Source organism: Lentibacillus sp. JNUCC-1 (assembly GCF_009741735.1).
In the GTDB taxonomy this organism is placed as follows: domain Bacteria; phylum Bacillota; class Bacilli; order Bacillales; family Amphibacillaceae; genus Lentibacillus_B.
This window is the reverse complement of record NZ_WHOH01000001.1, coordinates 1,896,386-1,916,739: the sequence shown is the minus strand read 5'-3', so window position 1 is coordinate 1,916,739 and position 20,354 is coordinate 1,896,386. Positions and strand designations below refer to the sequence as shown.

Sequence of the window (20,354 nt, the reverse complement as noted above, 5' to 3'; positions counted from 1 at the left end):
CTGCATCCCTCCTGGTAAAACTATAACATAGAGAGATTAGTGGCGCCTTAATCAACCATGCGTTTTTTATAGACAACAACTGTCAGGATACAACTCAGAACGACCCAGGCAAGGATCACGCCCATATGTCCCATAACCGCACCCACCCCTGCTTGTTGCTCTACTTTTTCAGCCAACTCGAGAAGCTGGAAATTCGGTAAAATGTTTAACACTTTAAGGATGGAATACTGATCCATAAACCCTTTGGCAAGTGTACCAATCGAGAACACAAAGAAAATCGGCATCACCAGAACGGAGGCATCCATAACAGACTTGGCATACAATCCGAGGAGCGTCCCCAAACAGATATAGAAAATGCAAGATAGTGCGAGTGCTGCAGTAACAATTCCGATATTACCCGGTACGTATTCAACAAAGAAAAGACTCACGAAAATAATGATTGCTGTAGCGATAAAAGAAAGCAAGCTTTTGCCAAGCAGGACCTCTGCTATACTTGCGGGTGACAGCATCAGGCCCCGCAATGTATTTTTATCCTTTTCCTCAGCAATCAGACAGCTTTGGAGGAATGAGGCGACCATTACAAATCCAACGTTAATCAGCATGTAAATAGTTCCCAGCCCATCAATGCCCATACGGCCATAAAAGGCTGAAAGGACAGGCATCAATATTAATACTGAAAACACAGCCATATTCCGTGACACATCTTTATAATCCTTGACCAAAATAGCACTCATACGTTTCCATGAAAAACTCATATCAGATTCCTCCCTGTCACATCTACAAAAATATCACCGATCGTCGCCTCGTTGGAACGAATGTTCATAACTTGGTTGCTGTTCATATAATCATATAGTCTGTCCGCTCCATCTGATCCGGTTGGAAGGATGACTTGTTCATCGTTGACCAGTGTGACGGTAATGGTCCCATCTGCATAACGTCTTTTTAAATTCTCTGGTGTGTCCATAAGTTGGATTGTACCCTCGTTTAAAAATGCAATACGATCACACAATGTGTCTGCTTCATACATGTCGTGAGTTGTCAGCATGATGGTCGTGCCTTTTGCATTAAGTGCCCGCAAACCCTTATAGATGTACTGTGTATTGACCGGATCCAGTGCTGAAGTTGGTTCATCCAGAAATAATAACTCAGGTTCGTGAAGCAGTGCACGTGCGATTAAAATCCGCTGTTTCATTCCGCGCGATAATGTTTCTGCACGCTTCTTATCAATACCTGTTAAATTAACGGTTTCCAACACAGCGTTAATTCTTGTATATGAAACATCATACAGATCACAATACAGTTTCAAATTATCATAGACCGTCAATCGATCATACAAGCCGCTATTATCAGTTACGACACCAAAGCGTTTTTGGAGAACTGGCTGTCTCAACTTGGTGTGCGGGACACCAAACACTTTTGCCGTTCCGCGTGTTGGCTCAAGTTGTCCGGTTAATATTTTAATGGTCGTTGTTTTACCAGACCCGCTTGGTCCAAGCAGACCGAAAATTTCACCCTGTTCGATTCTCAAATCCACGCTTTGGAGCGCTGATTGTTTTAAAAATGTTTTTGCAAGCCCCTCTGTCTCAATTGTATATCTCATGTTCTTCCCCCCGGTTCTTTGTCAGAGCACTTGTTGTGCCTGCATCTATAGAATACCCGGGAATGAAGATAGTCGCATTAAAATCCAGGTGAAAAGCGCCATTAAACCGATGAATGGCTTCTTTTTAAGGATGAACAGATTTACTCTGGCTGGTTATGTCATGTTTTTCTTTATGTAGCGAGCCATTATTTCCGGGGAAATAATGGCGATTTCGACAGCATTAGATTCCGAGCAGTTCCTTCAACTCTGCCATCTTGGATTTTGATAATGGAATTGTCGTTTTCTGCTTATTTTCGAGAATGAGGCTGTAACTGTTCCGTGTCCATGTCATCACTTCCCGAACTTTTTGCAGGTTCACGAGGTAGGAGCGATGGCAGCGGAAAAAGCCAAACGGAAACAAACGCTGCTCCAGTTGTTGCAACGTAAATGTGCAAGGAAAGGCTTCCTCTTTTACGTGCAAGAATGATTGCCCGTCCTGGCTCTCGATATAATCAATTTCCAGTGGGTGGAACAATACGATTTTCTCATTGACCTTAGAGGGTATTTTTTCCAACTTAACAGGGTTGGCTGCCACTTTCTCTTTTGCATCTTCACTTGCTTGCAGATTAGCGTCTGCTCCAACCTCTATTGTTCGGAGACCTGTATCATCAAGAATATAGGCCACGTCGGCTGTCTCAATCGCGCTTTCCATGCGCCCAGTTATAACCAGCACAGCTTTTTCTTCACTGCGAAGATGGTTCAGGAATGATAAGTAAACACGCTTCGACTCGAGATCGAGATTCTGATCAGGTTCCTCCATCACAAATACATCAGGGCCTGTATAGCGAGACACGCCATCTGTACCCGCTTCTGTTCAGAAAATGACAGCTGGTGAATTTTCCTGTTTTTAATAGGCTCGAGCTGCATCATATGAACGATTGATTCTATCAATTGATCTGAAGCATATAATCTCTTCGTGAACGTGAGCATTTCATTGACTTTAAGCCGTTCATATAATCCATCTTGCAAAAGAAGAAAACCAATATCTGACTGCAGTGTAAAGTTACCATAGGACAGATTTGTATCACCGGTAAGAATACCAACCAACGTTTCACGAACATTTACATTGGTATACACTGAGATCACTTGTCCATTAGGTATGGCCATATTCAAGTCTGAAAACACGATCGTATCCTGTATATGCTTCTCAGCATCCGAAAACATTAATCCCATAGAGACATACCTCTTCTCTTCAATAGCCTATGTAAATATTATAGCAAAAATCCAGTTGCAAGATTCTTCGTTTGACCCAAGGATTTTAACAATCCCCCTATATTTTCTATATATTGCATGTGCTTAAAATATCCGTTTAAAGTAAAATCCCCCAACCACATGTGGTTGAGGGATTTGCAAGTGTTGATTGATTAACGTTTTGAGAACTGGGAACTTTAAGAATGTGTTTCTACCCTTTTTCACCCCCAGAGTTTTATGCTTAGTAACCTTCACGTATTAAGGAATAAAATGTATTGGAGTACCTTGTAAAGGTATACGTGCAACTCAGTGAGAGATTGTTTCAGCTTGGTCTGTATGTTTAGAATTATAATTGCCCAAAACGTTTTGGAGCTCTATCTAAAAATATAAGTATGAAATACTCGAAGAAGTTAATTTGTGTAAGTATATTCCCATACTGACCGAAAAAAGAGTAAATGTCTTACATGAACTTTATTAAAGCGTAAAGCTTTTATTAATAAACTTACTGTTTTTCTTCTACAGGCTGATTAGGCGCTGGTGAATTGTGATTTTGAATAACAACTTGCTGTGGCGATGCATCTTTAGAAGTGGCCCATACTAATGAAATAACCCAAGCTATAAGAGACCACCCTAAAAACAAATTCAAAAGAAAAATCGCTAAGGCGTTATCCTTCTTTCTAACAAACCCAATAATTGCCGGGGTAAAGTAAATCGCCCCTACTACCGCAATAACTATAAAATAATCAAACTTCCTAGTAAATCCCCCATTCTATCACCTCCGTATAAAATAGCTAATAGGCATTATTTTACTTAATATGTAAATATTACCTAATATGTAAATAATAACATGAATAGGTCGAAGTGTCTAGGTCTATATGCTTATTTTGATTCCGAGCAAGAAAGCAAACAATCTGTATAACTTTTCATGCTTCTGCTTTGCATATGACAACATGCGTGGTGATTGTTTTTGTTGATGTATAATTAATCAAAAACGTAAGCGTCAAATAGAATACACATTTTAAATACGGAGCATCGATGAGATAATCTTTTTAGATCATTACTCTGGAGGTTATGCGATGACTCTGAAAGATAAAAGAATAGAATGGAAGCAACGATATGACGCTTGGCAAGAAAGCGAGCTGAGTGTCGCTGAATGGTGCCGGACACATGATGTCAAAAAACATCAAATGTATTATTGGGTTCGTCAATTCGAAAATGATGAAGATCCTCAGGTTAATGAATTAGGCCCAACGCAATGGCTTACTGTCCAAATGGACAGTGATCAGGTTTCGAGACCAGCTCCTATCTATATTCACTTTGATGCCATTTCAGTTGAAGTCCGTCCAGGTGCAGATACCGATCTCCTTACGGATGTCGTGCACATTTTGCAGAATCGATGTTAACAAATGCTCACTTCGAACAAGTTTACTTGGCTCGAGGCGCCACGGATCTCCGAAAATCGATCGACGGGCTAGCCGTTATTGTCAAAGAGTGTTTTGACCTTGATCCATTTTCGCCGTGTTTATTTGTTTTCTGTAATCGAAAGCGCGACAAGCTGAAAATTCTCCAGTGGGAGCACAATGGATTTTGGCTTCATTATCGGCGTCTGGAAAGAGGAACGTTTCACTGGCCATCCGCAAATGAGACGGAACCGATGGGCATCAGTCAACGCCAGTTGCGCTGGCTGCTTGATGGTTTGCCACTTAACCAGAAACAGGCGCACCGAGAGGTGACAGCCCGCACCACCCTTTAGAAAAGTGAAATATATAAATATAAGAATTCGACTAGGCAAGTCGAGTTCTTTTTCGTATACTAGTTTTATGAAAAACACAGCGCATACACCCAAGGACACAATTGAATATTATCAAGCGCAAAATGAGAAACTTGAAATGGAAAAAGAGGCGCTGGAAGCTAAACTGAAATGGTATGAAGAGCAATTTCGTCTGAGCCAGCAACGCAGATTTGGATCCTCCAGTGAAAAAACCGACTCTGATCAGCTCTCCCTTTTCAATGAAGCTGAAGACACCGCTGATCCGGCTATTGAAGAACCCACTGTTGAGACAGTTACATATAAACGAAAGAAACAGTCTGGTCACCGTGAACAAAAGCTTGAAAACCTGCCTACGGAAACGATTGAATATCGCTTATCCGACGAGGAACAGGTCTGTTCGTGCTGCGGCGGAGATCTGCATGATATGAGCACGGAAGTGCGTAAAGAACTTAAGGTCATTCCAGCCCAAGTAAAAGTCGTGGAACATGTACAGCATGTCTATAGCTGTCGTCATTGTGAGCGTCATGAGATCGAAACGCCCATCGTGGCAGCCAAAATGCCAAAGCCCGTCTTCCCGGGCAGTTTGGCTTCGCCATCTGCGATGGCCTATACCATGACCCAGAAATATGTGGAAAGCATGCCTTTATATCGGCAAGAGAAGCATTTGGAACGCTTTGGCGTTTCCATTTCACGACAAACCTTGTCAAATTGGGTTTTATACGGTGCTGATACGTGGCTACGTCTTATATATAATGAGATGCACGACCAGCTTGTGAAGCATAATATTTTACATGCGGATGAGACGCCTTTGCAGGTCCTTTCTGAACCTGATCGGCCAGCTAAGTCAACATCTTACATGTGGTTGTATCGTACAGGACGGGAAAGCAAACCCATCGTGCTCTACGACTATCAACAAACGCGTGCCAGTAAACATCCACAGCGATTCCTGGCTGATTTTCAGGGATATTTACATGTGGATGGATATGCCGGTTACAACAGCATTTCCAATGTGACACCGGTAGGATGTTGGGCCCATGCCCGTCGTAATTTCACAGAAGCATTAAAAGCGTTGCCCGCATCTGCGGAAAAGACATCTGTGAAAGCGAAAGAAGGCTTAGCCTTTTGTAATAAGCTTTTTGATATTGAGCGCGATTTAAAGGACGTAAGTCCACAAGAACGCTATGAACAGCGTCTGGAACGCAGCCAACCCGTGTTGGAGGCTTTTTCAGCATGGCTTCGTGAGCAAACACCACGCGTATTGCCGAAAAGTGCACTTGGCAAAGCCATTAAATACTGCCGCAATCAATGGGAACGGTTAGAGGGCTTTCTAAAGGATGGACGTTTGGAGATTGATAATAACCGCGCTGAACGATCCATCAAGCCTTTTGTCCTTGGCCGGAAAAACTGGCTGTTTAGTAATACAAGAAAAGGTGCGGAATCCAGCGCAATCATATATAGTGTTGTGGAATCAGCTAAGGAAAACGGGTTGAATCCGTTTAATTATCTCAGCTATCTTTTCGAGGCACTTCCCAACATGGATCCGACGGATCAAGACCAACTGGCTCAATTTTTGCCATGGTCGACAACACTCCCTGAGGCGTGTCGCGTTCCAAATAAATCTAAATAAAGCATACATGAAATCCCCATCTGATTACAGGTGGGGATTATTTGACGCTTACATCAAAAACCTCCTCTCACTATAAAAGCAAAGTGAGAGAAGGCTTTTTCAAATATATATTAGATTATGATTTTGAGAGTTGAAGCAGACAGTAAAATCCCCCAACCACCAGTGGTTGAGGGATTTGCAAATGTTGATTTGATTAACGTTTTGAGAACTGTGGTGCACGACGAGCCTTTTTAAGACCGTATTTCTTACGCTCAACCATACGCGGGTCACGTGTAAGGAATCCTTCACGCTTAAGCGCTGTACGGTATTCAGGGTCTGCTTCAAGAAGTGCGCGGGCGATTCCGTGACGGATTGCGCCAGCTTGTCCTGTGAAGCCGCCTCCGTGAACATTTACGAGTACATCGTATGTGCCTTCTGTTTCTGTAGCCTGTAGTGGCTGATTCAGAATAAGCAACTGTGTATCATATGGGAAATAGTCTTTTGCATCGCGTTTGTTAATCACGATACGTCCGGTTCCTGGAACAAGACGCACACGTGCAGTTGATCTTTTACGACGGCCTGTGCCATAGTATTGAACTTGTGCCATTAGTTGACCTCCTTCTTAATTACCCGCGAAGTTCGTAAACTTCTGGTTGTTGTGCTTGATGGTTATGCTCTGAACCTTTGTAGACGTGCAATTTCTTGAACATTTTGCGTCCGAGAGCGCCTTTAGGCATCATTCCTCTGATTGCAAGTTCAAGCATTCTTTCAGGATACTTGTTACGCATTTCGTTTGCGTTCTTTTCCTTAAGCCCGCCTGGGTGGTTCGTGTGGCGATAGTACATTTTATCGTTCAGCTTATTGCCTGTCAGTTCGATTTTTTCAGCGTTGATGATAATCACGTGATCACCAGTATCGACATGCGGTGTGTAAGTCGGCTTGTTCTTACCGCGAAGAATTGAAGCCACCTCAGTGGACAGACGACCGAGGCGCTTGCCTTCAGCGTCAACCACATACCACTTGCGTTCAACGTTCGCTTCATTTGCCATGAAAGTTGTGCGCATGATGTGTTTCCCTCCATTATTTCCGTCATTCATTTATTTTTTATTTCAACACAATTAGATTTCCGGGGCTAATCGTGGTTTGAATATAAAAATACCATAGATCATAATATACCAAAACTGCTGTAAAAGTCAAGTGTTTACCATGAATTGATCATTTATTTCTTTTGCTACTCCGTTTTTCTTATCCGTTCCAGTTCAACGCCATAATGCTGTAAGATTCTTTGAATGGCTACACGATTGGATGATATGTCATGATTGTATTCAAATGAAAGGCTTGATCCATCCTCGTACGCTAATTCGAGTGACTTGACCCGCATAGTCCCATTATCATTATACATATGGTAAACCGCTTCACTCACAGACTCCCAGGGATGTGCCGTTTCCTCTACTGAAAGAAAGTCACTCGTATAAATCCCTTGATTATTAAAGTAATAATATTGATGAACGGTCAAATAGCCAACAATTAATACAGGCAAAAGCGCTGCAAGCACGCCGATTGTTTTCTGTACTTTCTTTCCTTCAACATTATACTGGACATAAGCCATCACCCCGGCCACTGCTCCTGCATATAAAAACAGGCCGCCTGTGATGAAATAACCTGACGTCGGCGATGCAAAAAACCAGTAATCAGGTGAATGAAATAACCCGTCTTGAAGCAGTGGCAACAAGAAGAACGGCATAAATAAACTAGACATGGCCAGAATGATCGCTAAAGCAACGAAATACGGCACATACTCGGATGAATCCTTTTTAAACATGACAATCTCTCCCCCCGCAAGTCTCTGTTTCTAGGTTATACGGTTTCAACTCTGAAATGTTTCATTTAACAAAAAATTTCACGCGTAAAAAACCCGCCACAAATACAAACCTTGCGGAGGGGCCGTGACACCTGCCAGCCTGCGATCCCTTTTATAGAGCAGGTCCAAAATGTCTAACGGGGTCAACTTCCCCGTCCCAACGTCCAGCAAAATGCCGATCATAATACGGACCATATTGTATAAGAACCCATCCCCATAAAAAATAAACACGATATTGTCACCACTCTTTTCACAGCGAACGTCATGCATGGTCCGTACTTTACTGCCCTTTGTGGAAGCTTTTGCAGAGGAAAAGGTCGTAAAGTCATGTGTGCCCTGCAAGTAACTGCACGCTTCCTGTATCCGCGTCAAACTTAACTCACGGGGGTAATGAAGGGCATAATGGCGTTTGAATACATCTGTTTCTGAATCTTGATATAAGAAATAGCGGTATTCTTTTCCAATTGCATCATAGCGCGAATGAAATGCATCCGACACCCATTCAGCCTGGTGTACAAAAATGTCATCAGGAAGCAGGGTGTTCATCGCTCTTTTCCAGTTCGCTTCAGGCATGGTGAGTGGAGAGATGAAATGAATCACCTGACCCTTCGCATGCACTCCCGTGTCCGTTCGGCCCGATGCCATCACACGTATAGGGTTTTTCTTGTGCATGCGATACAAGGCATGCTCAAGCTCACCTTGAACAGTCCGCTGCCCAGGCTGAATTTGATATCCGTTAAAACCAGCACCATCATAGCTGATGGTGCACTTTAATTTGTTCATCAGGCTTTGGACCTCCCGTTAAGAATAATGCCGTGTCAAAAACAATCCAGCCAACGCAATGATAAACACCCCAAATGCAACATAGTCCCTGCTGCTGATCTTCAAGATCCTGAGCTTTGTCCGGCCTTCTCCGCCGTGATATCCTCGTGCCTCCATCGCCATGGCCAAGTCTTCTGCACGCTTAAAAGCACTGACAAATAACGGAACAAGCAACGGAACAACCGCTTTAGCACGTTCCTTAATAGGTCCTGTGCGAAAGTCCACCCCACGAGACGCCTGAGCTTTTGAAATCTTGTCTGTCTCTTGCATGAGTGTCGGAATGAATCTGAGCGAGATGGACATCATGAGCGCGAGTTCATGCACCGGGAATTTCACCTTTTTAAGCGGATTTAGAAGTGTCTCTATTGCATCTGTAATTTCAATCGGTGTTGTCGTCAGCGTGAGCAGTGAAGTCACAAGAATCAATAGGAAAAACCGGAGTGAAATTGCAAAACCCTGAATCAGTCCGCCGGAATAAATTTTAAATGAAAAAATATCTATCAGGACAGTGCCTTCTTTGGTAATAATCAGATGCAATATAAAAGTAAAACCTATCAAAAACCAAATGGGTGTTAAACCTTTGAAAATAAATCGGAGCGGGATACGCGTAATTAAGGTTGCCCCTATGGCAAAGGCTGCAAGAATTGAATAGCTGGGGGCGGAATTGGCCAAAAACACAATAAAGACAAAGAAAAAAATGACCATAATCTTTGTCCGCGGGTCAAGTTTATGCACAAGGGATTGGCCTGGCACATATTGACCGATAATCAGTGTATTATTCATCTTTGACCCGCCCTTCCAATGCACTGGAAATTTGTTCAGCAAGCTCTTGTATCGTCTGGCGGGTAAACGGGATTCGAATACCGAACCTGTTTTCAAACTTGTTCAGAAAACGGATCACTTCCGGGACATCCAGCTGGACTTTAGTGATCGCCTCTTCATCGGCAAACAGCTCCTCAGGCTTTCCTTCAAGGTAGATCGAGCCCTGATTCATGATCAAAATATGATCGGCATACTTCACGGCATCTTCCATATTGTGAGTGACCAGAATGGTGGTGTTGTTTTCTTTGTGATGCATATCGTAAAACATATCCATGATTTCTTTCTGCCCGCGGGGGTCAAGTCCTGCCGTTGGTTCATCAAGTACTAAAACTTCCGGCTTCACCGCAAGTACCCCGGCAATTGCAACCCGGCGCATTTGACCGCCGCTTAATTCAAACGGTGACCGTTCCAGAAGGTTCTCATCAATTCCGACAGCAGGTAAAACTTCTTTGATTCGCTCCTGTATGACCTGATCAGAAACACCGAAGTTCTTTGGGCCGAAAGCAATATCCTTGGCAATGGTTTCTTCAAACAATTGATGCTCCGGATACTGAAACACAACACCAACTCGGCTGCGAAGCTTTTTCATGTCTTTCGGTTTTTCTTCTGAAGTCATATGATAATCACCAATTTGAACAGAACCTGAAGTTGGTCTCAAAAGCCCATTCAAGTGTTGAATCAACGTCGACTTACCAGACCCCGTATGACCAATAATCGCCACATAAGACCCGGAAGGAATGTGGAATGAGACATCAGCAAGCGCTTTATGAGCAAATGGCGAGTTTGGTTGATATGTATAGCTTACGTCTTTGAATAAAATGTCCATAGCTCTTCAAGCAACTCCTCATGATTAAACGGTGTGTGATTAAATCCCATTCCTGTGCGCTTCAGTTCTTCAGCCAGTTTGCCGGTAAAAGGCAAATCAAGTCCAATTTGGTCAAATGCCCTGTTCTGACTAAATATATCTCTCGGATGACCTTCCGTCCAGATTTCCCCTTGATTCATAACAATGACACGTTCAGCAAGCATCACTTCTTCAAGGTCATGTGTAATCGTGATAAGTGTCATCATATAGCCGTCCAGCAGCTGTGAAATGGTTTCCATAATGCTGTGGCGTCCTTTTGGATCAAGCATAGCTGTTGCTTCATCAAGGATCAGTATCTTAGGTGATATGGCCAGAACGCTTGCAATAGCCACTCGCTGTTTTTGTCCACCCGAGAGTCTGTGTGGTTCTGTGAGCAGCTCATGTTGCATGTTAACCGCAGTAAGTGTCTCATCAATGCGCCCAACCATCTCTTCTCTTGGAAATCCACGGTTTTCCATCCCAAAGGCCACATCATCCTGAACAGTAGTCCCCACAAACTGGTTATCAGGGTTTTGAAAAACCATCCCTACGTCACGCCGAATATCCCAGATGGTTTCTTCATTGACCTTAAGACCGTTAATGATGATCTCGCCTTCTTGAGGGAAAAGCAGCCCATTCATCAGCTTGGCAATAGTAGATTTCCCTGAACCATTATGCCCAATTACAGCCACCTTCTCATTCGAACAAATGGTAAATGAAACATCCTTCAGTACCCAGGGCCCCTCTTCTTCATACCTAAAAGACACATTCCTAAACTCAACCATCTTCTCATCCATCAATACCATCCTCCCTCAACTCAAAGGCCCTTTATGTATCATTGTTTATACAAACTCGTAATAAAGAATTTTCTTTGCTAATTAGCACTACAAAAAAAGGGCGTGGATTCACCTCGTGGAAGAGATTCAGTCCTGCCCTTAATGTGTGCGATTCTTTAAACCAGTTCAATAATTGCCATATTGGCACCGTCGCCGCGACGAGGTCCCAGTTTAAGAACACGTGTGTATCCACCTTGTCTGTCTTCATAACGTGCAGCAATATCATTGAAAAGTTTCTGAATGACGTCATCGTCTTCATTGGCTTCCTTGTTGTATAGAAATGCCGCAGCTTGGCGACGTGCGTGGAGATCCCCGCGCTTACCAAGTGTGATCATCTTATCTACAGTTGTTTTCAATTCTTTTGCTTTAGCTTCTGTCGTTTCAAGGCGTTCATGAATGATTACATCAGAAGCAAGGTTGCGCAAAAGTGCCATACGTGTATCAGTTGTACGACCTAGTTTTCTGGCCATGGACAATCCCTCCCTTTCTTGTATGTCTGTGGTGTCCGTATCAATCAGTCGTCGTTACGCAGTCCAAGACCGAGGTCCTCAAGTTTGTTCTTGACTTCATCAAGGGATTTACGGCCGAGATTTCTGACTTTCATCATATCTTCTTCAGATTTGGTTGTCAGTTCTTGTACTGAATTAATACCTGCCCGTTTCAAGCAGTTATACGATCTGACTGATAGATCCAGCTCTTCTATGGTCATTTCCATAACTTTTTCTTTTTGGTCTTCTTCTTTTTCAACCATAATTTCAACGTTCTTCACTTCATCTGTCAGGCCTACAAAGATATTTAAATGCTCTGTGAGTACCTTCGAGCCAAGTGACACAGCTTCTTCAGGACGAATGCTGCCATCAGTCCACACGTCCAAAGTCAGTTTGTCAAAGTTCGTAATTTGACCTACACGTGTATTTTCCACATGATAAGTTACACGCGAAATCGGTGTGAAAATAGAATCAACCGGAATGACGCCGATCGCTTGATCGTCTCGTTTGTTCGCTTCAGCGGGGCGATAACCTCTGCCGCGTTCGGCAGTGATTTTCATATATAGGCTGCCACTCGAATTGAGTGTTGCAATATGCAAATCAGGGTTCAGCACTTCTACATCACTGTCATACATTAAGTCTGCAGCTGTGACTTTTCCTTCACCCTGTACATCCAATTCTAGCGTTTTCTCATCATCTGAATAGATTTTCAGCGCTAGCTTCTTCAAGTTCAATACGATCGTGGTCACGTCTTCGGCAACACCTTCAACCGTGGAAAACTCATGCATGGCTCCATCAATCTGTACAGATGTAACAGCAGCTCCCGGAAGTGAGGATAAAAGAATGCGACGCAAGGAGTTTCCAAGTGTAGCACCATATCCACGTTCGAGTGGCTCAACGACAAACTTGCCAAACGTTGCATCATCGCTGACCTCTACTGTTTCGATCTTTGGCTTTTCAATTTCGATCATCCCACAAAACCCTCCTTCAAAACGTCGAAACCCCGGTTAGACACGTGTCTAACCGAAATTCCCCAAATAGGCAGTTTACAATCTGCGCTATTATTCATCAATGGCATTCTGGTCGTATCCAGTCCGCTTTTATAAAAACGGACTTTTAGTTATCATAACCCATTATAGACAGGGTGACAAATTCTAAACGGTCAGATTATACACGACGACGTTTTGGTGGGCGGCATCCATTATGGGGTACAGGTGTTACGTCACGAATTGCAGTAACGTCAAGACCAGCTGCCTGCAATGAGCGGATTGCTGCTTCACGTCCTGCACCAGGGCCTTTTACGGTCACTTCAAGTGTTTTCATCCCCACATCAAGGGCTGACTTGGAAACTGTTTCAGCTGCCATCTGTGCTGCAAAAGGTGTGGATTTACGAGATCCTTTAAAGCCAAGTGCACCAGCAGAACTCCAGCCAACGACGTTACCTTGCGTATCAGTAATCGTCACGATTGTATTGTTAAATGTTGAACGGATATGCGCGATACCCGAATCTATCTGCTTTTTAACACGACGCTTGCGTGTTGTAGTTGTTTTCTTGCGTGCCATAAATTAACATGCCTCCTTTACGTTATTTTTTCTTGCCTGCGATTGCGTGACGCGGGCCTTTGCGTGTACGGGCATTGTTTTTAGTCTTCTGTCCCCGAACCGGCAGACCGCGGCGATGACGCATGCCTCTATATGAGCCGATTTCAATCAGACGCTTGACGTTAAGTGATTGCTCACGACGAAGGTCACCTTCGATTGTATACGTGTTGGTTTCCTGACGAATTTTAGAGAGTTCGTCTTCTGTCAAGTCACGAACGCGAGTGTCTTCTGAAACACCAGCTTTATTCAAGATTTCCTGTGCTGCCGTTTTCCCGATGCCATAAATATAAGTGAGGGAAATCACGATGCGTTTGTCACGTGGAATATCTATACCTGCAATACGTGCCATAGATGCTTGCACCTCCTGGTTAATAATCGCTATCCGATTGAACGGTTAGCCTTGTTTTTGCTTATGCTTAGGGTTGTCACAAATCACCATAACTTTGCCTTTTCGCTTGATCACTTTGCATTTCTCACAAATCGGCTTTACGGATGCTCTTACCTTCATTGTCTTGACCTCCTTTAGAGTCGGAGCTTGTGTCTATTTATAACGGTACGTAATGCGTCCTCTTGTTAAATCATAAGGGGAGAGTTCTACCGTTACTTTATCACCCGGTAAAATACGAATGAAATGCATCCGGATTTTGCCGGAAACATGTGCCAGTACCGTGTGACCATTTTCAAGCTCCACGTTAAATTGTGCGTTGGGCAAGGTCTCAGTCACGGTACCTTCCACTTCAATTACATCGTCTTTTGCCATCGAGTCATTCTCCCTTCTTTAAATCCGTCACAACCATACTTGCGAATTTACTGATTGCAAATCGCAATTTGCCATTTGTGACACGACCAGTTTCCAGAAGGCTGTTTTGGACTTCAGGTGATACAAAATCCATCACCTCAACATGGTGCAGATTCTTTTTCTTTGGCCGATCATATTTGCGTTTTTCGCCATCAGCAAGCCATGCAAATTGGTCATCGGTCAAGCCGATGATAACTGCATATTGGCCAGCTTCCCGGCCGCGTCTTATACGGACAATCTGCCCTAATTGCGGAACCGAATCGGATTCCTCCACAACGATCACCTTCACTTAGGCTGTTTTTAATATCAATATACCAAGCATGCATTGCAACAAATTGACCTGCAGTTTGCTCAAGTGCATCCTGTGATCATTTTACATCTGATCGGGCAACATTTCATCTCATTTGAATTGATCAATGAGCCATATTTTACAGTTTTTCTTGGATGTCGGCAAATACTTGATCAATCGCCTGATCACCATTTACGGCTACAAGTTCACCTTTTTGTTTGTAAAAGTCCAGTAATGGCTGTGTTTGCTCAAGATTGACAGATAAGCGTTTTTTGACGGTTTCAGGCTGATCATCGTCACGCTGAATCAGCTGAGCACCATCATAATCACAAATCCCTTCCTTTGCCGGCGGATTGTACAGAACATGGTAAGCTCTGCCGCATGTCGGACAAATACGACGTCCGCTCAAACGCTCCACAAGCTTTTCTTGAGGGACATCTATATGAATAACATGGTCAATGTGTTTATTGAGTTCGCTCAATAAAACATCCAAAGCTTCTGCTTGTGCAATTGTCCGAGGAAAACCATCAAGCAAAAAGCCTTTTTGACAATCATCCTTTTGCAGACGTTCTCTGACAATCCCTATCGTAACATCATCAGGAACAAGTGCGCCTTGATCCATAAATGATTTTGCTTTCTTTCCCAGATCTGTTCCTTCTTTGATGGCAAGTCGGAACATGTCACCGGTTGAAATATGAGGGACCTCATATACTTCGCTTATTTTTTCGGCCTGGGTTCCTTTACCGGCACCAGGCAAGCCCATTAAAATCAAGTTCAAGTTTATTCCCTCGCTCTCATAGCGGCAATCTTACTTGATAAAACCTTTGTAGTGTCTTTTGACAAGCTGGCTCTCCAGTTGTTTCATTGTCTGCAAGGCAACCCCTACAACAATGAGTAGACTTGTGCCGCCGATTTGTACTGCACTTGGAAGATTCGCAAGACCTCCCAGAACAATTGGCAAGACAGAGACAGCTGCCAGGAAGATTGAACCTACAAATGTCAATCTGTACATGACACGGGTCAAATACGTCTCCGTGTTTTTTCCTGGACGGATACCAGGAATATACCCACCCTGCTTTTGCAGGTTTTCTGCCATTTGTTCAGGGTTGACCTGGACAAATGTATAGAAATAAGTGAATGCAATAATCAAAACAACGTAAACAACCATACCTGCTGGTTGTGTATAATCAAAAATCCGTTCTATCCAAGCTGCAATATTGTTGCCTTCAAAGAAACCAGCTATGGTTCTTGGGGCCATAATAAAGGCGATCGCAAAGATAACCGGAATAACGCCTGCCGCATTTACCTTAAGTGGCAAGTGCGTAGAATGTCCGCCCACTGGGGAACGATTGACGAGTTTTTTCGCGTACTGAATTGGAATCTTGCGCAGTGCCTGCTGAATGAAAATAACTCCAACTGTTACTGCAACAACGACCAATGCGATCAGTACAACGGTGACAATGTTAATAAATAACTGGTCACCTGGGTCTACAAAATACTCAGCAACGAGCTGCTGCACACCATTTGGAATGGCGGCAACGATACCAGCGAAGATCAGAATGGAAATTCCGTTTCCAACGCCGTGAGCTGTAATTTGCTCGCCCAACCACATCAAGAACGTTGTACCACTTGTCAGTACGATAGCAATGATGAAAAACGTGAGGAAGCTGGGGTCTTTAATCAGCTGCCCGCCTGCCATTGCGTTAAACCCAACTGACATCGCAATACCTTGTACAAGCGATAATCCTACTGTACCGTAACGGGTCACTTGTGCAAGCTTTTTACGTCCCATTTCACCTTGCTTCTTCCACTCAGCAAACTTGGGAACAACATCCATCTGCAAAAGCTGCATAATAATGGATGCTGTAATGTAAGGCATGATCCCCATTGCGAATATCGAGAAGTTTTGCAGCGCGCCACCGCCAAATGTGTTCAGAAAACCAAACACATTTTGCTGGTTCATAAAGTCAATCGCTGCTTTATCAGTGTAAGGAACAGGTATAAATGTACCTAGACGGAAAATGACTAGCATCAAAAGCGTAAAGATTATCTTGTTTCTTATGTCACCTACACGCATCATGTTGGATAACGTTCGGAACATTAGATCACCTCGGTTTTTCCGCCCGCTGCCTCAATTGCCTGTTTTGCTGAAGCAGAGAACTTGTGAGCTTTAACAGTAACTTTTTTCTCGACAGTACCTTTACCAAGTACTTTAATTCCAGATTTAAGCTTGCTCACGACACCTTCTTCAAGCAACAACTCAGGTGTGATTTCTGTGCCGTCTTCGAATCGGTTGAGTGCATCTAAATTAACAATCGCAAATTCTGTACGGTGAATATTTGTAAAGCCGCGCTTTGGCAGGCGTTGGAACAATGGCATTTGGCCACCTTCAAATCCAACACGTGTGCCGCCGCCTGAGCGTGCTTTTTGACCTTTATGTCCTCTGCCGGATGTTTTACCGTTTCCGGAAGACATGCCGCGTCCAACACGGTTTCTGTTTTTGCGAGATCCTTCAGCTGCTTTCAATTCGTGAAGTTTCATGCTTTGCACCTCCTCTTATTGGCTTCTATATCGTTATGCTTCTTTAACCGTGACTAAATGTGATACCTTGTTGATCATGCCACGCAAGGCATCTGAATCTTCACGGATGACTGATTGACGCACTTTGTTCAAGCCCAATGCCTGGACGGTTTTGCGTTGACCGTCTTTTGAACCGATAACACTGCGCGTGAGGGTGATTTCCAATTTCTTAGACATTGTGTTTCCCTCCTTAACCCATGAGTTCTTCTACAGACTTTCCACGCAGTTTTGCAACTTCTTCTGCACGCTTCAAGTTTGTCAGACCGTTTAATGTTGCACGAATCATATTGATAGGTGTATTTGAACCAAGTGACTTGGTCAAGATGTCACCGACGCCTGCGAGTTCAAGAACCGCACGAACCGGGCCACCTGAGATTACTCCTGTACCTTCTGTAGCCGGCTTCATCAAGACGTTGCCGGAACCAAATCTTCCATGAATTTCGTGTGGAATTGTTGTGCCTACGATTGGCACTTCGATCAAATTCTTCTTAGCATCGTCCACTGCTTTTTAATGGCCTCAGGAACTTCCTGTGCTTTACCAGTGCCGAAACCGACATGGCCATTTTTATCACCAACTACAACGAGTGCAGCAAATCTGAAGCGACGTCCGCCTTTTACAACTTTTGCAACACGGTTGATAGTAACGACGCGTTCTTCAAGATCCATCTGGTTCGGATCGAATGTTTTTTTCATGCAAGTAACCTCCTTTAACTATTAAAATTCAAGTCCTGCTTCACGAGCAGCTTCTGCCAAAGCTTGAACACGACCATGGTAAAGGTACCCTCCGCGATCAAATACGATTGATTTATAACCTTTATCCTGGGCACGTTCTGCAACTGCCTTGCCAACTTGCTCTGCAGCTTCAACATTACCGCCTTGCTTGATGTCAAGATCTTTATCGACAGTAGATGCACTTACTAGTGTGATGCCATTATCGTCATCGATCAGCTGTGCATATACATGCTTATTGGAACGAAACACGTTCAAACGTGGACGCTCTGCTGTGCCTTTAATCGTACGGCGGACACGAGCATGTCTTCTTTGGCGTGTTTCATTTTTGCTTGGCTTTGTAATCATGCGCACTTACTCCTTTCTGATTCGCTAACGACCTTACTTAGCAGTTTTTCCTTCTTTTTGACGTACATATTCACCAGCATAGCGAATTCCTTTGCCTTTATACGGCTCAGGTGGTCTGATCGCCCTGATGTTTGCAGCAACAGCGCCGACACGTTCTTTGTCAATGCCTTTAACAATGATTTGCGTGTTCTTAGGCACTTCAATTTCAATACCATCCTCAGCATCAACTTCTACCGGGTGTGAATAACCAGCGTTAACCACCAGTTTGTCGCCTTGTTTCTGGGCACGGTAACCGACACCGTTGATTTCAAGACTTTTTTCAAAGCCTTTGTGGACGCCCTCGACCATGTTGGCAATCAAGCTGCGGGTAGTGCCGTGCAATGAACGATGCTCTTTTCCTTCAGTTGGACGGGCTACCGTCACTACATTGCCTTCAATTTCAACCTGCATATCAGTGTTGATTTGTCTTGAAAGTTCACCTTTAGGACCTTTTACTGTCACTTCGGCGCCATTCAATTTAACCTCTACACCTTCTGGAACCTCAATAGGTTTTAAACCGATACGGCTCATTCCATACACCTCCTCATGAAAAATCAAATATTACCAGACGTAAGCCAGCACTTCGCCGCCGACGGCTTGTGAACGCGCTTCTTTATCTGAAAGAACACCGTGTGATGTAGACACAACAGCGATGCCAAGCCCGTTAAGTACACGTGGTACCTCGTCAGCTTTTGCATAAACACGCAGTCCTGGTTTACTGATACGCTTTAATCCTGTAATTACGCGCTCGTTGTTGGCACCGTACTTAAGGAAAATGCGCAAAATACCTTGTTTATTATCTTCAACATACTCATAATCACGAACAAAACCCTCGCGCTTGAGAATGTCTGCAATTTCTTTTTTAATTGCGGAAGCCGGAAGCTCCAGTTTTTCATGGCGCACCATGTTGGCATTGCGAATGCGAGTAAGCATATCTGCAATTGGATCAGTCATAACCATTACTCATTACCTCCTTCCCAAATCGGGGTTTACCAGCTTGCTTTTTTAACGCCGGGAATTTGACCTTTATAGGCCAATTCACGGAAACAAATACGGCATAATTTAAATTTACGAATGACGGAATGTGGACGTCCGCAGCGTTCGCAACGCGTATATTCACGTACTTTGAACTTTTGAGGTTTCTTTTGTTTCGCGATCATCGACTTTTTAGCCACAATTTTCCCTCCTTCTATGCGGGATTATTTTTGGAAAGGCATACCGTGCTGAGCCAGCATTTCACGTGCTTCTTCATCAGTATTGGCCGTTGTGACAATCACAATGTCCATGCCTCTTACTTTGTTGACTTTATCGTAGTCGACTTCTGGGAAAATAAGCTGTTCTTTAATACCCAGCGTATAGTTTCCGCGTCCGTCGAATGCTTTTTTACTAATACCGCGGAAGTCACGTACACGTGGAAGTGATACTGAAATCAGTTTTTGTAAAAAGTCATACATCCGTTCACCGCGCAATGTTACTTTTGCGCCGATCGGCATACCTTCACGCAACCGGAATCCGGCAATTGACTTTTTCGCACGTGTAATAACCGGCTTCTGACCGGAAATCAATGAGAGTTCTTCTACAGCACTATCCAGTGCTTTAGAGTTCTGAACTGCATCACCAACACCCATGTTGATGACGATTTTCTCAATGGATGGTGCTTCCATAACAGAACTGTAATTAAATTTATTCATTAGGGATGGTAAGATCTCATCCCGGTATTGTTGTTTAAGTTGATTCATCGTGTGGCCCTCCTTTCACATGCGGTTTTATTTATCTATTGCCGCGCCTGATTTTTTTGCAATGCGGACTTTCTTACCGTCCTTGACTTCATATCCGACACGAGTAGGTTCACCCGATTTGGGATCGATTGGCATTACGTTGGACACATGAATCGGTGCCTCTTGATTGAGGATACCGCCTTGTGGGTTATCTTGAGAAGGTTTAGCGTGTTTCTTAACCATGTTAATGCCTTCTACGAGCACGCGGTCCTTTTTAGGATACGCTTCGAGAATTGTGCCTTGTTTGCCGCGGTCCTTGCCGGAAATGACTTTGACCTTATCTCCTTTTTTCACATGCATGCTTGACGCA

General features: G+C 43.7%; 32 protein-coding genes and 1 pseudogene. 3 read left to right on the top strand and 30 right to left on the bottom strand.

The window, feature by feature from the left end; translation table 11 throughout:
* Window positions 1-47 precede the first annotated feature (47 nt).
* The 5 genes from JNUCC1_RS09000 to JNUCC1_RS19485 form a co-directional block, all read right to left on the bottom strand.
* Complete coding sequence (locus JNUCC1_RS09000; RefSeq protein ID WP_156645114.1) at window positions 48-755, bottom strand: ABC transporter permease; 708 nt, start codon at window positions 753-755, stop codon at window positions 48-50.
* A complete protein-coding gene (locus JNUCC1_RS08995) occupies window positions 752-1,600 on the bottom strand; it encodes an ABC transporter ATP-binding protein (protein WP_156645113.1) in 849 nt (282 codons plus the stop codon). Before JNUCC1_RS08995 ends, JNUCC1_RS09000 begins: the two co-directional genes overlap by 4 nt.
* 220 nt (window positions 1,601-1,820) lie before the next feature.
* The gene (locus JNUCC1_RS08990; RefSeq protein WP_197431679.1) at window positions 1,821-2,399 is read right to left on the bottom strand and encodes a LytTR family DNA-binding domain-containing protein; all 579 of its coding nucleotides are present in this window, start codon (window positions 2,397-2,399) and stop codon (window positions 1,821-1,823) included.
* A complete protein-coding gene (locus JNUCC1_RS08985; RefSeq protein ID WP_156645111.1) occupies window positions 2,399-2,812 on the bottom strand; it encodes a hypothetical protein in 414 nt (137 codons plus the stop codon). The genes JNUCC1_RS08990 and JNUCC1_RS08985 overlap by 1 nt, the downstream gene beginning before the upstream one ends.
* Window positions 2,813-3,332: 520 nt before the next feature.
* Window positions 3,333-3,542, bottom strand: a complete 210-nt coding sequence (locus tag JNUCC1_RS19485) for a superinfection immunity protein (protein ID WP_442915449.1) — start codon at window positions 3,540-3,542, stop codon at window positions 3,333-3,335.
* Between the two features lie 364 nt (window positions 3,543-3,906).
* Here JNUCC1_RS19485 and tnpA point away from each other — a divergent pair, with 364 nt between their 5' ends.
* The 3 genes from tnpA to tnpC all read left to right on the top strand — a co-directional run bounded on the left by tnpA (window position 3,907) and on the right by tnpC (window position 6,228).
* Entirely contained in the window at window positions 3,907-4,233 is a 327-nt protein-coding gene (gene tnpA, locus JNUCC1_RS08975; RefSeq protein ID WP_156645110.1) for an IS66 family insertion sequence element accessory protein TnpA, read from the top strand.
* Between the two features lie 26 nt (window positions 4,234-4,259).
* Window positions 4,260-4,583, top strand: coding sequence for an IS66 family insertion sequence element accessory protein TnpB (tnpB, locus tag JNUCC1_RS08970; protein ID WP_197431678.1), 324 nt, complete (start codon window positions 4,260-4,262; stop codon window positions 4,581-4,583).
* 67 nt (window positions 4,584-4,650) lie between these two features.
* The gene (gene tnpC, locus JNUCC1_RS08965; protein ID WP_156645108.1) at window positions 4,651-6,228 is read left to right on the top strand and encodes an IS66 family transposase; all 1,578 of its coding nucleotides are present in this window, start codon (window positions 4,651-4,653) and stop codon (window positions 6,226-6,228) included.
* A gap of 193 nt (window positions 6,229-6,421) precedes the next feature.
* Here tnpC and rpsI read toward each other — a convergent pair whose 3' ends face one another.
* The 25 genes and pseudogenes from rpsI to rplX form a co-directional block, all read right to left on the bottom strand.
* Window positions 6,422-6,814, bottom strand: a complete 393-nt coding sequence (gene rpsI / locus JNUCC1_RS08960) for a 30S ribosomal protein S9 (RefSeq protein WP_156645107.1) — start codon at window positions 6,812-6,814, stop codon at window positions 6,422-6,424.
* 19 nt (window positions 6,815-6,833) lie between these two features.
* Window positions 6,834-7,271, bottom strand: a complete 438-nt coding sequence (gene rplM / locus JNUCC1_RS08955) for a 50S ribosomal protein L13 (RefSeq protein WP_156645106.1) — start codon at window positions 7,269-7,271, stop codon at window positions 6,834-6,836.
* 167 nt (window positions 7,272-7,438) lie between these two features.
* The gene (locus JNUCC1_RS08950; RefSeq protein WP_156645105.1) at window positions 7,439-8,029 is read right to left on the bottom strand and encodes a hypothetical protein; all 591 of its coding nucleotides are present in this window, start codon (window positions 8,027-8,029) and stop codon (window positions 7,439-7,441) included.
* Window positions 8,030-8,107: 78 nt separating this feature from the next.
* A complete protein-coding gene (gene truA, locus JNUCC1_RS08945; RefSeq protein ID WP_156645104.1) occupies window positions 8,108-8,851 on the bottom strand; it encodes a tRNA pseudouridine(38-40) synthase TruA in 744 nt (247 codons plus the stop codon).
* Window positions 8,852-8,869: 18 nt separating this feature from the next.
* Entirely contained in the window at window positions 8,870-9,673 is an 804-nt protein-coding gene (locus tag JNUCC1_RS08940) for an energy-coupling factor transporter transmembrane component T family protein (protein ID WP_156645103.1), read from the bottom strand.
* Complete coding sequence (locus JNUCC1_RS08935; protein WP_156645102.1) at window positions 9,666-10,538, bottom strand: energy-coupling factor ABC transporter ATP-binding protein; 873 nt, start codon at window positions 10,536-10,538, stop codon at window positions 9,666-9,668. The genes JNUCC1_RS08940 and JNUCC1_RS08935 overlap by 8 nt, the downstream gene beginning before the upstream one ends.
* Window positions 10,514-11,353, bottom strand: a complete 840-nt coding sequence (locus JNUCC1_RS08930; RefSeq protein ID WP_156645101.1) for an energy-coupling factor ABC transporter ATP-binding protein — start codon at window positions 11,351-11,353, stop codon at window positions 10,514-10,516. The genes JNUCC1_RS08935 and JNUCC1_RS08930 overlap by 25 nt, the downstream gene beginning before the upstream one ends.
* A gap of 155 nt (window positions 11,354-11,508) precedes the next feature.
* A complete protein-coding gene (rplQ, locus tag JNUCC1_RS08925) occupies window positions 11,509-11,862 on the bottom strand; it encodes a 50S ribosomal protein L17 (RefSeq protein WP_156645100.1) in 354 nt (117 codons plus the stop codon).
* A 44-nt stretch (window positions 11,863-11,906) separates the two neighbouring features.
* Window positions 11,907-12,851 carry a DNA-directed RNA polymerase subunit alpha gene (locus JNUCC1_RS08920; protein ID WP_156645098.1) on the bottom strand — a complete coding sequence of 315 codons (945 nt, stop codon included), beginning with the start codon at window positions 12,849-12,851 and terminating at the stop codon, window positions 11,907-11,909.
* A 196-nt stretch (window positions 12,852-13,047) separates the two neighbouring features.
* Complete coding sequence (gene rpsK / locus JNUCC1_RS08915; protein WP_156645096.1) at window positions 13,048-13,443, bottom strand: 30S ribosomal protein S11; 396 nt, start codon at window positions 13,441-13,443, stop codon at window positions 13,048-13,050.
* Window positions 13,444-13,465: 22 nt separating this feature from the next.
* The gene (rpsM, locus tag JNUCC1_RS08910) at window positions 13,466-13,831 is read right to left on the bottom strand and encodes a 30S ribosomal protein S13 (RefSeq protein WP_156645094.1); all 366 of its coding nucleotides are present in this window, start codon (window positions 13,829-13,831) and stop codon (window positions 13,466-13,468) included.
* A 45-nt stretch (window positions 13,832-13,876) separates the two neighbouring features.
* Window positions 13,877-13,990, bottom strand: coding sequence for a 50S ribosomal protein L36 (gene rpmJ, locus JNUCC1_RS08905; RefSeq protein ID WP_080876116.1), 114 nt, complete (start codon window positions 13,988-13,990; stop codon window positions 13,877-13,879).
* A 33-nt stretch (window positions 13,991-14,023) separates the two neighbouring features.
* Window positions 14,024-14,242, bottom strand: a complete 219-nt coding sequence (infA, locus tag JNUCC1_RS08900) for a translation initiation factor IF-1 (RefSeq protein WP_156645092.1) — start codon at window positions 14,240-14,242, stop codon at window positions 14,024-14,026.
* Window positions 14,243-14,246: 4 nt separating this feature from the next.
* Entirely contained in the window at window positions 14,247-14,555 is a 309-nt protein-coding gene (locus tag JNUCC1_RS08895; protein WP_331713732.1) for a KOW domain-containing RNA-binding protein, read from the bottom strand.
* A gap of 154 nt (window positions 14,556-14,709) precedes the next feature.
* Complete coding sequence (locus JNUCC1_RS08890) at window positions 14,710-15,348, bottom strand: adenylate kinase (RefSeq protein WP_156645090.1); 639 nt, start codon at window positions 15,346-15,348, stop codon at window positions 14,710-14,712.
* 30 nt (window positions 15,349-15,378) lie between these two features.
* Window positions 15,379-16,671: a preprotein translocase subunit SecY gene (gene secY / locus JNUCC1_RS08885; protein WP_156645088.1), complete on the bottom strand. Its 1,293-nt coding sequence runs from the start codon at window positions 16,669-16,671 to the stop codon at window positions 15,379-15,381.
* Window positions 16,671-17,111, bottom strand: coding sequence for a 50S ribosomal protein L15 (gene rplO, locus JNUCC1_RS08880; RefSeq protein WP_156645086.1), 441 nt, complete (start codon window positions 17,109-17,111; stop codon window positions 16,671-16,673). The genes secY and rplO overlap by 1 nt, the downstream gene beginning before the upstream one ends.
* Before the next feature lie 33 nt (window positions 17,112-17,144).
* A complete protein-coding gene (gene rpmD, locus JNUCC1_RS08875) occupies window positions 17,145-17,327 on the bottom strand; it encodes a 50S ribosomal protein L30 (RefSeq protein WP_156645084.1) in 183 nt (60 codons plus the stop codon).
* 13 nt (window positions 17,328-17,340) lie between these two features.
* A pseudogene (gene rpsE / locus JNUCC1_RS08870) lies at window positions 17,341-17,843 on the bottom strand (30S ribosomal protein S5).
* 21 nt (window positions 17,844-17,864) lie between these two features.
* Complete coding sequence (gene rplR, locus JNUCC1_RS08865; RefSeq protein ID WP_156645082.1) at window positions 17,865-18,227, bottom strand: 50S ribosomal protein L18; 363 nt, start codon at window positions 18,225-18,227, stop codon at window positions 17,865-17,867.
* Window positions 18,228-18,260: 33 nt separating this feature from the next.
* Window positions 18,261-18,797: a 50S ribosomal protein L6 gene (gene rplF / locus JNUCC1_RS08860; protein ID WP_156645080.1), complete on the bottom strand. Its 537-nt coding sequence runs from the start codon at window positions 18,795-18,797 to the stop codon at window positions 18,261-18,263.
* 30 nt (window positions 18,798-18,827) lie between these two features.
* A complete protein-coding gene (rpsH, locus tag JNUCC1_RS08855; RefSeq protein WP_156645079.1) occupies window positions 18,828-19,226 on the bottom strand; it encodes a 30S ribosomal protein S8 in 399 nt (132 codons plus the stop codon).
* A gap of 29 nt (window positions 19,227-19,255) precedes the next feature.
* Complete coding sequence (locus JNUCC1_RS08850; protein ID WP_068446093.1) at window positions 19,256-19,441, bottom strand: type Z 30S ribosomal protein S14; 186 nt, start codon at window positions 19,439-19,441, stop codon at window positions 19,256-19,258.
* Window positions 19,442-19,465: 24 nt separating this feature from the next.
* The gene (gene rplE, locus JNUCC1_RS08845) at window positions 19,466-20,005 is read right to left on the bottom strand and encodes a 50S ribosomal protein L5 (RefSeq protein ID WP_156645078.1); all 540 of its coding nucleotides are present in this window, start codon (window positions 20,003-20,005) and stop codon (window positions 19,466-19,468) included.
* A 27-nt stretch (window positions 20,006-20,032) separates the two neighbouring features.
* The gene (gene rplX / locus JNUCC1_RS08840; RefSeq protein ID WP_156645076.1) at window positions 20,033-20,344 is read right to left on the bottom strand and encodes a 50S ribosomal protein L24; all 312 of its coding nucleotides are present in this window, start codon (window positions 20,342-20,344) and stop codon (window positions 20,033-20,035) included.
* Window positions 20,345-20,354: the final 10 nt, after the last annotated feature.